Consider the following 11,620-nt stretch of genomic DNA (forward strand, 5'->3'; position numbering starts at 1 on the left):
TTTTTTATCGCTGGACTGGCCAACTTATTTTTCGACGAAAGCGCGCTCAATCACATACTCGTGAGGCACACCTGCCCGGGTTTCCTTGAATCCCCAGTCATCGAGGATATTGGTGAGGTCCTTCAGCATTGCCGGACTGCCGCACAACATAAAGCGGTCTTTCTCAACATTCGGCTTGGGCACATCCAGATCTGTAAAAAGTTTGCCAGACAGCATCAGGTCGGTCAGGCGGCCGGTGTTGCGGTAAGGCTCACGGGTCACGGTTGGGTAGTAGAGCAGCTGCTCGCGCACCATCTCGCCGAAGTACTCGTGCTCTGGCAATTCGTTCTCGATCTGCTCCTGGTAAGCCAGTTCAGAAACATAGCGAACACCGTGGGTAAGGATTACCTGGTCAAAACGCTCGTAGACGGTGGGGTCTTTGATGATGCTCATGAAAGGTGCCAAACCAGTACCCGTAGACAGCAGCCAAAGGCGCTTGCCCGGCAGCAGGTGATCTGCAACCAGAGTACCAGTGGGCTTTTGGCTCACGTAAATCTCGTCGCCCGGCACAATCTTTTGCAGGCGGGAAGTCAGGGGGCCATCGGGAACCTTGATACTGAAGAATTCCAACTCATCTTCGTAGTTGGCACTGGCAATGGAATAGGCGCGCAGTAGTGGACGGCCGTTGTCCTGCTGTAAGCCGATCATCGTGAAATGTCCGTTCTCGAAGCGAAAACCCGAATCCCGGGTGGTCTTAAAGCTAAACAGTGTGTCGTTCCAGTGATGAACATCCAACACCTTCTCTATATTCAATTTGGACATAAACTTAAAACCGGTTATTCCACGAGTCTCTTGATAGTTGAATTTTAGCCCTGGAAGATCTATTGGCAAAGTGGGATATTTCGATATTCCTTATCTATTTTAACGATCAACTGGAGAATTCCCTTTGCGCTATACGTTGCGCCAATTGGAGGTGTTCCTCGCTTGTGCTCACCACGAGAACGTGAGCCGCGCGGCAGACAGCCTGAGTATGTCCCAGTCCGCCGCCTCCACAGCCCTAAAAGAGTTCGAACAGCAGTTTGAGCTGCGCCTGTTTGAGCGCACTGGCAAGCGTTTGCGCTTAAATGAGTTGGGCAGGCAACTATGGCCCAGGGCGGAGGAGCTGCTGGAGCGGGCACAAGAACTGGAACAGAGCCTGGCCAGCCACCACGATCTGGGACGCCTAAAAATAGGCGCAACCCTAACCATTGGGAATTACCTGGCTGCGAACGTGATGGCGCGTTACATGGAGGAACAACCCAGCACAAGAGTCGAGTTGGAAGTCGCCAATACTTCTGTAATTACAGAGCGGGTACTCAGCTTTGAGTTAGACCTTGGGCTTATCGAAGGAGAATTTAATCACCCGGACCTGGAAATGATTCCCTGGCGCAGTGACGAACTTGTCGTCTTTTGCGCGCCCTCCCACCCCCTGGCCAAGCGCAAGCGCCTAACAGACAAAGACCTGCTCAAAGCAACCTGGATTACCCGGGAACCCGGTTCCGGCACTCGCCAAACTTTTGAGCGAGCAATGGTGGGACTGCTTCCCAATCTCCATATTTTGTTGGAACTGCAGCATACAGAGGCAATTAAGCGAGCCGTGGAAGCTGGCTTCGGCATCAGCTGTCTATCAAGAGTCTCTTTAGCTGACGCTCTGAAAAGGGGCTCATTGATCGAACTGCCGGTAGCACATAGGGATTTCCACAGAGAATTTTACTTTGCTCTACATCGGCAGAAATATAGAAGTGCGGGGATTGAGAGGTGGTTGGAGTTGTGTCAAAACACTAAATAGCCCGATACCAAAAAGCATCGGGCACGATTGATTAGCAGAGTCTAATTAGTGCCAAACAAGTCCCCAAAGAAATCCCCCTCATACCAAGATGGTCTGCCCTCAGTATCTGCCACTTCCCTGGCAATTAGGTAATTCACCTCGGTAAACTGCTTGGCAGCAATATAATTCACCCCTGCATCGGGGGCATCTCCGGGCTTGTGATAGCTCTCTTTCAGGAAAGCCACTTGCATAGCGGTACCATCAATATTTGGATCCTGAGCCTCTCGTCCAGTAATCAGGTAAATTGAGGGAATACCGCGGCGCACAAAATTGTAGTGATCACTGCGCACAAAGATCACTTCTTCCGGCATAGGATCTGGGCTCAGTTTTAAGCCACTGTGGACTGCGGCACGCTCGGCAATCTGGCCCAGGGAGGAGTGCTCGGCACCGAAGGCGATAATGTCGCGAAACGGATAGAGCAGCATGGGCATATCAAGATTGATATTGGCTACGATGGACTGCAAAGGAACAGTAGGATATTCAGCAAAGTAATCCGACCCTAGCAACCCCTTCTCTTCTCCGGTCACAGCCACAAATAATAGTGAGCGCCGTGGTGCCTGACCGGATTCCACAAACAGGCGTGCAGTTTCCAGCATTACTGCTATGCCAGCTGCATTGTCCTGGGCACCATAGTAAATCTGACCATCCTCTTTTTTACCAATATGATCCAGATGGGCCGAGAAAACTACATATTCATTTTTTAGTAGGGGATCACTACCAGGTAATACTGCTACTACATTGGGGCTGGTAACTTCCTTGTGTTTAGAACTTGTGCTGAGTGCCGCACTGTAAGGCAGCGCAAACCCCTTCGGGTTTTGGCCTTTTTCAATTTCATTGAAGATGCTTTCCAGGCTGCGTTGCGCACCGACAAACAGCTTGCCCGCGGCTTCGCTACTGAGCATAACGCCTGGATGCAGCCCGGGCGTTGCGCTGCCCGGGTTGCCTTCCCTATTAACCCAATCAAAGGTGTCATCGTGACGATGCTCGGCATAGCGGGCAAAGGGACGACGCTTTTCCCTTTCCGGGGTATATACGGTGATGTAGCCAACGGCCCCGTGGCGGGCGGCAGTTTCACGCTTATTACGGCTTGAAGCGTAGTGGGCTCCAACTTCACTGGGCAGGCTCTCGGGACGTCCACTCAGTATCACCGCCACCTTACCCTGAACATTTAAGCCAGCATAATCATTGAGGTTGTACTCAGGGGCCTCGATTCCGTATCCGACAAACACCAGATCTGCTTCCAGGCTACTGCGCTCACTGACCGCCGAGGGACCTGCAATAAATTCCTCGCCAAAGCTGAAAGAGACGTTGCCACTCTTCCCTTTCAGAACAAAACTGGGCTCTGAACCATTCCAGCTTGCACTGCGGAAAGGCACATCCTGGAAGTAACCCTGATCGCCGGCGGGAGCCAGCCCCATACGCTCGAACTGTTCCGCTACATACTGTGCGGCCTTGCGGTAACCCTCACTGCCAGTATCGCGACCCGCCAGTTCAGCCGAGGCTAGGTAATTTACATCCCGACGAATATCGTCTGTATTGGCACTGGGGACAAAAGTTGTGGGGACAGTGACAGTGGTGCAGGCCACCAACAGTGCCGCCAGTAGGGCACTGAACAGGATCTTGCTTCTCATGGGAGCTCTACTTCTCAATAAACCATTGCGACTGAATAGCGCCGCGCTAAATAGAGCGCAAGCTTACCATGATCCACAAAAACGGGGCGCGGTATAAGACGAGCGATTCTCCACACTTTAGTTATTCTCATCGACTGTTGGATTAAAAGAAAGGCATCAGGCCGCTCTCTCTATGCCGGGGAAGGCTTGCTCTACGGCAGTAACCACCTCTTCATGGGCACGATCCGGGCAAAATTCCCCGTGGGCGGCCAAGAGGTGCAGAAAACTCAATTGCAACAAGCGCTCAAAGTCCTGCTGCAAACAACAGCGAACATCACGCCCCTGGGGAGTCATACGAATACGCCAAGCCGGGGGTATTTGCATACCAACGCGCATCCCGGAAAACCGCAGTAGATTCCTGCCAAGCCAGTTGCAGCCGCGCCATTTGCCCCAGTATTGCAAAGCATCACAACTCAGCAGCAGCCCCCCATTAAACGGCAACCAGAGAACGGCTTCCGGGAAGCGACCACAGGAAAACTCCAGGAAACGACCACCGGGCACCGGGCAGTCACCGCCATCCTTGAGCGGTTGGTCAGCGCCGGGGGGGTAAAAATCCGATCCCGTCTGCCGCCAGAAGGTAAGGTCAAAGTGGTCGCGATAGTAGAGATCGTCCTGACCATGGTGGTAACCCAGACGCACTGCGTGGCGCACCTGGCCAAGATCCTGCAACTTCTCCTCCAATGAGGGACGCAGACGCACCGGATTCACTAATATGAGATCTTCTCTCCAGCGGACTATGGCCATATTGCGATTGATAGTCACTGCCGGAGCCAGTTTTACCGTCCCAGGAACACAGAACAAATCCGGTAACAGCTGGCGGATTTCTCCGTGAGGCTGGGGCTTGGGATAATTGATTTGCACGGTATGGGGCTCAGGTGTAGTAAACCCGATTACTGATGCCGCGGAGCAGCTGCAGGGCACGCTCAGCGCTATCTTCCGGGACAAAAATATGATCGTGGCGCAGGGCTGTCACCACATTGGCAACTATACCCGCCTCCGCCAACTCCCCGGTAATTGTCGCGGTTAATCCCACCGCACTGAGACTGGAAAATACTTGTAAGGTAATTTGTCGAAAGGGTGCACTGGAAGCGATCCCATATTGTTTCGCTAAATGCAGTGGCAAAATTGCACTCGTGCCCTCCCCCTCTCGAAAGATACACAGGCTTTCCGCCAGTACTTCTTCAAGCCGTGAGTCCGATACCTGACAAAAAACGTAGGTTTCCTCCTGCAATTTTGGGTACATAGTCCGCAAAATTTTCACGAGGGGAACTTCAGCACTCATACCCTATTGCCATATTTGAGACCTTTGACAAGTAGCCAACGGCAGACACTTAGGTTCATGTTACGTCGAGAATAATTTTGAAAAAGCGCTGCTAGTGAACTAGGCGTACTATTTTACCCATTAGCCTCAGCGCTAATTCGGCCTTTTATTCTAATTTCGCTTACGCGTTTTCACGCCTTTTTTTTCTGGTTTCTTCAGTTCCTCTCCCTCAAACTCAGGCTCGCCTTGCGCTGGGGTGGTATCTACTTGCTCATCAGGCGATTCTTCTTTCTTCCAGCTTTGTAGGATCATATCGATATCTTTTTCTATACGTAAGCTGGGAAATTCCGGGCATGGGGTATCTCGCTCTGGATCATGCCAAGCAGATAGTGGCGCGACGAATACCACTAGAGATTTATGCAATCGGTTACGGCCGATGCTGACTTCGGTCCACGTGGTCTGCCAAGCGAATTTTCCCCGCACCGCATAGTCACTTTCATAGGACTTTAAGGTGAGGAAATAGGGATATATTTTTCCCCGACGACAAATAATCCTGCGGCCGGTTTTAATATTTGCCATCTGTGTAAAAGGGTCAAAATACCAATTTATATCGTATCCAAATGCAAACTGCATTTCGCCGTTACGCGGTAGGAAAGCATAGGAACGACCTGTACCATCGGATTTCAAGCTCCAAACATGGCGGGCCTCACCGTCCCTGGAAATTAGCCAGGCACCGACCCATTGGTTGGCATCAAGGCGCGATCGCGCCTGCCAGCCCGATGGTTTACTTTTTTCTTGGTGCTCTTTTTTTTCCGGTTTATTTTCCTGTTTAGCGGAAGCTGCAGCGCAGGCGAACAAAAAAACCATAGCCATTGCCAGGGGCCACTGCGTCACAGCTTTACTCCACTTTTTCCCAAACTTCTCCCTGAGCGGATGTTCCCTGTTTCTGGTACTGCTGGAAAGTAATGGCACAGAAGCAATCTCAGCTGGCAATATTCGGACAATGGGTACCCGCCTTGGGTGTGCGCCAATCACTGAGTCGGCGCTGGAAGCTTAAAAGACCTCCACCCGCCTGGAGCCAGTGACGACCGTCAATTACGGCGAAAAGCAAAGTGGATCGACTCCAGCCACGAAAGGACACTGACACCACACCGCCCTTACAATGCACCGAGGCACCGGTACGAACTCGCACGCGGTCACCATCCAATTGCCAGTTAATGGCAAAGCCATGGGTCAGGCGACCTCCGGAATTAAAGCCGTAGGCATAACCGGAACCATCGGCATTAAGTTGCCAAACCAGTTGGTCATCGCCCTCGCTGACAACCAGCCAGTTTCCCGCCCATTTCTGTTGGGCCGACTCTGCTGCCGCGGTGAGTGGCAACAGCAGGCAAAGCACCAGAATTGCCGTATAGGCCTGCGGGAGGGAAACCAGAACGCGACTTGATAGGTAATTACGCAAATACTTCATGCGCTGCTCTACTGTGTCTGCCCCGTAGAGGTCACCACGGGTTGGGGTTGCTGCGAACGGCGGCAGGGATCGCCGCCAATTTTCCTATCCGGTAGCAGCCTTGGCGACCGGCGTGAAAAATTGCATAGGCGCTCTTTTTCACATCCTTTGCTTAGTAAGGCTAGACGCAAAATCCAACAGTGGCATTGGAAGCATTAAAAATATTTATTGAGGCGCCATATGGCCTTCAGGAATAGATTGGTTTACCCAGAGGGAATGAAGCAGAATCTTTAATGAGTTCGGGCGTCGGACAGGTTCTTATCTGCTCGCCACACGCGATATTTGAGCTGTACACCCTCTGGCAGGTACACCACCAGCGGCAGGCTACTATTATAGGGCAGTATCAAGCCCTCCCCCCGTACACTGATAAAGCGCCGGGATTCGGAACCGGGCGCACACACCTTTTGTGTACCTGGTGTTGGTTTCAATTCAGATAGGACATAGTAGGGGTAGCTCCAACCCGGTAACACTTGGCGCTGCAGCGGCGCACTGAAACTGCGCAGATTGCAATCGGCGATAGCGCTTTTTCCTGGCACCAACTCCACCATAAAGCGACTCTCATCAACCACCTTGGGTAACTGAATGACGTGGCGCCGCTTGCCGTCCACTTCCGCTGGGAAAGCATCCAATGGCTCCGCAGCCTGGGCTAAGACCACAGCGAACAGAATAAGAACTGCAACGAAGGATCTTGCCATGGAGATTTCCTCACCTTAAGATCATTTCTCTGGCGCACAAACCTTCTTACAGTCTAGACAGCTTTCTCCTGCGCAGCCCCCACCACAGGCCCAGTGTCAGTGTCAGCGCCAGGGCAAAGAGCAGCCCTGCCCACAGATATCCACGTTCATTGCCCACAGGGGACCCAATGCGCGCCTGTGCAACCGCAAGCATTGCACGCAGATCCTGAAAGGAGGCTATCACCTCGGCATTAGGCGCACCTGTAAGCACCTGACGGCGCAGCTTTTGCCAGCGGGCCTGCAACTGGGTTATCAATACCTCATCACGTGCCCCGATCTGGGCACGTAGGGGCAGGTACCCCTCGCGATAAGCGAGCATCAGCTTGTGATAGGCACCGGCACTGTCACCGCCACGGTAATCCGTTACCGCCAGTCGCAACAGGCCGTCGGCTCGGGCCAGAGGGGGCTCCAAAGCACGCACCAGATGGGGATGGGCGCGCCACCACATCAAGGCACTCGCGGCATCATCTGGTAATTCCACTGGGCGCGTGACTGCCATACCTGGTAGTCCCACTAGGGCGGGGTAGCGCTCCGCGAGGTCAACGGATGGGGGCAACTGCCCCTCTACCGAAAAAGCAGCCACAGTGACAGCCAGCGCCCAGCGCTGCCAAGCACTCAGTGTTCCATCAACATCACCCTCATGGGCGCCCTCCACCGTTGGGTCCAGAGTGTTGTAGAGATCGTACAAACTGAAATTAGCGATTCGAGTTGCATCCTGCAAATCTGGCCCACCGGCTCCCCCTTCACCCTGTTCACCGTGGCAACTGACACAGCGTTGTCTGTATAGAGGCATGGCCAAAGTCGCTGCGGGTAGCGTGTGGGCCGGTGATCTCTGCATCTGGTATAGGGCTGCGAGCCGATCGGCCGTTTCATTTGCGCGTCGGCGCACCTTCTTCGCACTCTCCCTGTGTTCTATCGCTTGTCCCAACTCAGCAATGCTTTTTTCCAGGGTTGCCCGTCCTGGCCGGGCCGGCAATTGCTGTACCAGTTGCAGAGCCTGTAGAGCATGCTGTTGCTGCAATTGATAGAGCTCAGTATCCAACAGTCTTCCCTCATCAATGGCATCGCCATAATCTACCGCTATATAGGAAAGCAGGTTGCTGGCGCGTGCAGCCAGCCTATCGTTTTCTGGGGATTGCTGTGCCCATAGAGGCTGGAGAAAGAGGGCCAGGAAGCAAAAGCAGAGCCAGATCCATTGGTATCTCATGGGGTACTTCCCGATGGGGATCACAGCGAGAAAGCGCTGCAATAGAAAAAGTCTGGAGCAAAGAAACGGGATACAAAAAACCCCGCTCACGGCGGGGTTTGACTCAGCTGAGGAATTAGCCGCGGTCGGCGCGCTCCTTGGCGATCAGGTAGTCAGCTACCTGCAACATCACTTCCTGGCTGTTGCTCTTTCCCTTGTAGCCTGGGAGGGAAGAGCTGATGCGGTACTTACCGGCCACAACCACTTCTGGAGTACCAGTCATCTTATAGGCACGCTGGTTAGCCATTCCCTGCTTTACCTTGCTGTTAATTGCGAAGGAGTTCATCAATTTGGCAGCCTTGGCGCCATCTGCACCGTGCTTATTGAATAACGCCTCAATCGCACCCAAATCCGGCTTCCAATTGCGTCCCTCACGAATGGCAAGCATCTGGCGCTGATTATAAATAGTGTTAAACAGAGGGGTATGCATTGTATCCAGAACACCCATGGCATCAGCGACGTAGAACAGACGCGCATGCACATCCATCACCGGCTGCCAGATAGCAGGTAGCTTCAGAAGGGCAACATCACTGGGCATTTTCTCCTTCCAGCGCTCGAGGGTCGACTCAAAATGGTAACAGTGGGCACAACCGTACCAGAACATCTCAGTTACTTCGATCTTGTTGTCATTTTTCTGCGCAACCGTCTGCGGCAATACTTGGTAGTGTTGGCCGGCTTTAAACTCGCCGCTTTCCTGGGCGCAGGCGACAAGGCTGAACAATACAGCCAATACCATCGTTATTGGGGCGAGAACTGCTCTCATAATAAGTCTTCTCCAGCTTTTACTTTCGTGGTTCGAGCGCCTCTTTGCGGCTGGTTGCCGGACCACTGAGGTCACAATAGACAACACAGATTATTTAAGTTCCCATTGCCACAGGCAAGGAAACTCCGCAAAAGCTGCAATACTTTACCTAATTCCTGGGCCTGTAAGCGAGTACTGGGCACAAAAAAGGCCGGTGTGTGACCGGCCTCTCGTAACTATGACTGACAAGTTTACTCTGTCAGGCCAGCAATATAATTGGCGACTGCCTTGATCTCTGCATCTGAGAGTTGCTTGGCCACAGTGCGCATAGTGCGGGTATCGCCGTCATTATCGCGAGTGCCAGCACGGAAGGCTTTCAGTTGCATCTCTATGTACTCGGGGTACTGACCAGACAGACGCGGATAACCCGCTGGCGCATTACCCAGGCCAATGGGGGAGTGACAGCCCATGCAAGCGGGTACGCCGGTTTCCATGTTACCTGCGCGGTACAGGTTGCGCCCAAAGGTCAAGCCATCAACACTGTCGCCACTGTTCAATTTGATGGCGATGGCCTCGGAGCCAGAAAGCTGCATCGGCTGGGAGGCAAAGTAGGCAGCGATATCCTGAAGATCCTGGTCATTGAAATTGTCCAGCTGGCCGATCATCTGTGGAATATCACGGGTTTTATTCTGGATATCCTTAAGCTGCTTATAAAGATATTTTTCCCCGAGGCCGGCAATTTTGGGGAAGGCCGGAGCCAGGCTGTTGCCGTCAACACCGTGACAGGCCGCGCACTGGGCGGCTTTTGCCTTGCCCGCAGCAGCATCGCCCGAGGCCATTGCAAAGGGTACGGACCCCAGGCCGATAACTAAACCGAGTGCCAGAGCAGTGTTCTTGATAAAGCTGTTCATACGTCGTCCCGTTGCGCGCTGAGATATGGCATTTCGTGTCGCCCCCAATAGTCCTGCGACGCGAAAACCGCGGCATTATATACTTGCGCGCCAAGCGAGTGTACCGAATCAGCAGACTTAAACCATGTCAATTACCAAATTTGAAGCCCAACCGCAGAAACTGAACTATCGTACTATACGATTTCTTACCAGTGCCCCCACCCTAACCGAGTGTCCAGAGGACTCAGGTGCCGAGGTGGCATTCGCCGGCCGCTCTAATGCAGGGAAATCCAGCGCCATCAATGCCCTAACTGGTAACAACAAGCTGGCACGGACCTCCAAAACCCCTGGCCGCACCCAGCTGATCAATTTCTTCAGCCTGTCCGAACAGCAGCGCCTAGTGGACCTACCAGGCTACGGCTACGCTAAGGTAGCCCGTGCCATGAAGGATGAGTGGCAGCGCCACCTGGCCGAATACCTGGAGCAACGCACCTGCCTGAAGGGCCTGGTGCTGTTGATGGACATACGCCAGCCACTCAAGGAGTTCGATATACATATGCTCACTTGGGCCGTTGAAGCCGGCCTACCTGTGCATATCCTACTCACCAAGGCGGATAAGCTAAAAAACGGTCCCGCTAACAACGCCCGCTTTGCCGTGGAAAAAGCCATCAAGCAATTGGGCCTGGACCGCGGAGTTACCGTACAGACTTTCTCCTCCACCAAGAAAGCCGGCCTGGACAAGCTGGAGCGTAAATTGAACGCATGGCTTGCCCCCCAAGCAGAAGAAGCTTCAGCGGAGGACTGATTGCATACTCTGAATTGGCCCCAATCAATCTTCGCAGCCAACACTTCTCTGACTGGCTATGCCGCGCATACGCCTATTAAAAGGTGGTGAGACTCGAGGGGGCCACCAACTCCATACAAATCCAAAGGTTTCAACCGGGCTTCGTAACCGGTACCAAGGTACGCAATAGTGCCCTTCGTAGTTGTTGGTGTGCCCTCGGTGTCGGGCAATACAAATCTTCAGCACAGAGGTGACGCTGTGCCAGCAAGGCAATCAGGGTCTCCTCTCGAATGGAAATGGTGAGCAGGCGCGAGGACTCTACTGCCATTTTCTCAGTGCGGGCGCAGATTTGATCCAACTCCCGCTGGGGTTTCCCCCCCGGTAATTGCTGGGATAGGCTCTCCGGAACCATTTGCATAGAGGGCACCGATACAGCCAGCGGCAACTTCCTGTTTGTCGCGCTCTCCCAGCTGGCGGGCGAGTGCAGAGCTGGCCCCGGCGAGGATGTATTGGTGTAGTTTTTCATCGCCCTGCTCCCGGTAAGCTTCCATCAAGCCGACAGCGCTCTCACTAAAGCGCTGTGCAGACGTTGCATAACAGGGCCACTGACATGTCAGTAACATGCCCGCCACGTCAAAGGCACATCCCAGATAGGGAATTGCCTCCAAGTGGTTGCCCTCCTCTGACAGGAGCTTGCCTCGCTCCATCCAATCCCACCACGCCTTTTCCGCACAATCCTTGTTATCAACCAACCACTGACGGTGATTTGCACATAGGTAACGTAAATTCACGGTACCCCCCCTGTTAGAACTCAATTAACACTAATGCGAACCATTATCATTTGCAAGTACAAAAAGAGGCTTTTGCCGAAAATCTAAGTGACCTTTTACAGAAAAAAAAAGCCGGCAGATGGGGGCTGCCGGCTAGGGGTCAGTGCCCT

14 protein-coding genes are annotated in these 11,620 nt (G+C 53.2%); 2 read left to right on the plus strand and 12 right to left on the minus strand.

Features of this window, described 5'->3' with window-relative positions:
- Positions 1 to 24: 24 nt before the first annotated feature.
- Positions 25 to 801: a ferredoxin--NADP reductase gene (locus ACCI49_RS01670; protein ID WP_371837231.1), complete on the minus strand. Its 777-nt coding sequence runs from the start codon at positions 799 to 801 to the stop codon at positions 25 to 27.
- Positions 802 to 925: 124 nt separating this feature from the next.
- Here ACCI49_RS01670 and ACCI49_RS01675 point away from each other — a divergent pair, with 124 nt between their 5' ends.
- The gene (locus ACCI49_RS01675) at positions 926 to 1,807 is read left to right on the plus strand and encodes a LysR family transcriptional regulator (protein ID WP_371837232.1); all 882 of its coding nucleotides are present in this window, start codon (positions 926 to 928) and stop codon (positions 1,805 to 1,807) included.
- Positions 1,808 to 1,848: 41 nt separating this feature from the next.
- Here the strand turns inward: ACCI49_RS01675 and ACCI49_RS01680 are convergent, their stop codons facing one another.
- The 9 genes from ACCI49_RS01680 to ACCI49_RS01720 form a co-directional block, all read right to left on the minus strand.
- Positions 1,849 to 3,477: a M28 family metallopeptidase gene (locus tag ACCI49_RS01680; protein WP_371837233.1), complete on the minus strand. Its 1,629-nt coding sequence runs from the start codon at positions 3,475 to 3,477 to the stop codon at positions 1,849 to 1,851.
- 156 nt (positions 3,478 to 3,633) lie between these two features.
- Positions 3,634 to 4,377 carry a hypothetical protein gene (locus tag ACCI49_RS01685; RefSeq protein ID WP_371837234.1) on the minus strand — a complete coding sequence of 248 codons (744 nt, stop codon included), beginning with the start codon at positions 4,375 to 4,377 and terminating at the stop codon, positions 3,634 to 3,636.
- A 10-nt stretch (positions 4,378 to 4,387) separates the two neighbouring features.
- Positions 4,388 to 4,798 (minus strand): ACT domain-containing protein, encoded by a 411-nt coding sequence (locus ACCI49_RS01690; protein ID WP_371837235.1) that lies wholly within the window; start codon positions 4,796 to 4,798, stop codon positions 4,388 to 4,390.
- Positions 4,799 to 4,948: 150 nt separating this feature from the next.
- The gene (locus tag ACCI49_RS01695) at positions 4,949 to 5,671 is read right to left on the minus strand and encodes a hypothetical protein (RefSeq protein WP_371837236.1); all 723 of its coding nucleotides are present in this window, start codon (positions 5,669 to 5,671) and stop codon (positions 4,949 to 4,951) included.
- Positions 5,672 to 5,759: 88 nt separating this feature from the next.
- Positions 5,760 to 6,245 carry a hypothetical protein gene (locus ACCI49_RS01700; RefSeq protein WP_371837237.1) on the minus strand — a complete coding sequence of 162 codons (486 nt, stop codon included), beginning with the start codon at positions 6,243 to 6,245 and terminating at the stop codon, positions 5,760 to 5,762.
- Between the two features lie 269 nt (positions 6,246 to 6,514).
- Positions 6,515 to 6,979, minus strand: coding sequence for an ecotin family protein (locus ACCI49_RS01705; protein ID WP_371837238.1), 465 nt, complete (start codon positions 6,977 to 6,979; stop codon positions 6,515 to 6,517).
- Between the two features lie 46 nt (positions 6,980 to 7,025).
- Positions 7,026 to 8,225 carry a c-type cytochrome gene (locus tag ACCI49_RS01710; protein ID WP_371837239.1) on the minus strand — a complete coding sequence of 400 codons (1,200 nt, stop codon included), beginning with the start codon at positions 8,223 to 8,225 and terminating at the stop codon, positions 7,026 to 7,028.
- 115 nt (positions 8,226 to 8,340) lie between these two features.
- Positions 8,341 to 9,027 (minus strand): thiol:disulfide interchange protein DsbA/DsbL, encoded by a 687-nt coding sequence (locus tag ACCI49_RS01715; protein ID WP_371837240.1) that lies wholly within the window; start codon positions 9,025 to 9,027, stop codon positions 8,341 to 8,343.
- Between the two features lie 230 nt (positions 9,028 to 9,257).
- Complete coding sequence (locus ACCI49_RS01720) at positions 9,258 to 9,917, minus strand: c-type cytochrome (RefSeq protein WP_371837241.1); 660 nt, start codon at positions 9,915 to 9,917, stop codon at positions 9,258 to 9,260.
- 124 nt (positions 9,918 to 10,041) lie between these two features.
- Between ACCI49_RS01720 and yihA the strand changes: the two genes are divergently transcribed.
- Positions 10,042 to 10,701, plus strand: a complete 660-nt coding sequence (gene yihA / locus ACCI49_RS01725; protein WP_371837242.1) for a ribosome biogenesis GTP-binding protein YihA/YsxC — start codon at positions 10,042 to 10,044, stop codon at positions 10,699 to 10,701.
- 130 nt (positions 10,702 to 10,831) lie between these two features.
- Here yihA and ACCI49_RS01730 read toward each other — a convergent pair whose 3' ends face one another.
- On the minus strand, positions 10,832 to 11,008 hold the full coding sequence (locus ACCI49_RS01730; protein ID WP_371837243.1) for a hypothetical protein: 177 nt from the start codon (positions 11,006 to 11,008) through the stop codon (positions 10,832 to 10,834).
- Between the two features lie 4 nt (positions 11,009 to 11,012).
- Positions 11,013 to 11,471, minus strand: a complete 459-nt coding sequence (locus ACCI49_RS01735; RefSeq protein WP_371837244.1) for a hypothetical protein — start codon at positions 11,469 to 11,471, stop codon at positions 11,013 to 11,015.
- Between the last annotated feature and the right edge of the window lie 149 nt (positions 11,472 to 11,620).

Source organism: Microbulbifer epialgicus (genome assembly GCF_041447265.1).
Lineage (GTDB): Bacteria > Pseudomonadota > Gammaproteobacteria > Pseudomonadales > Cellvibrionaceae > Microbulbifer > Microbulbifer epialgicus.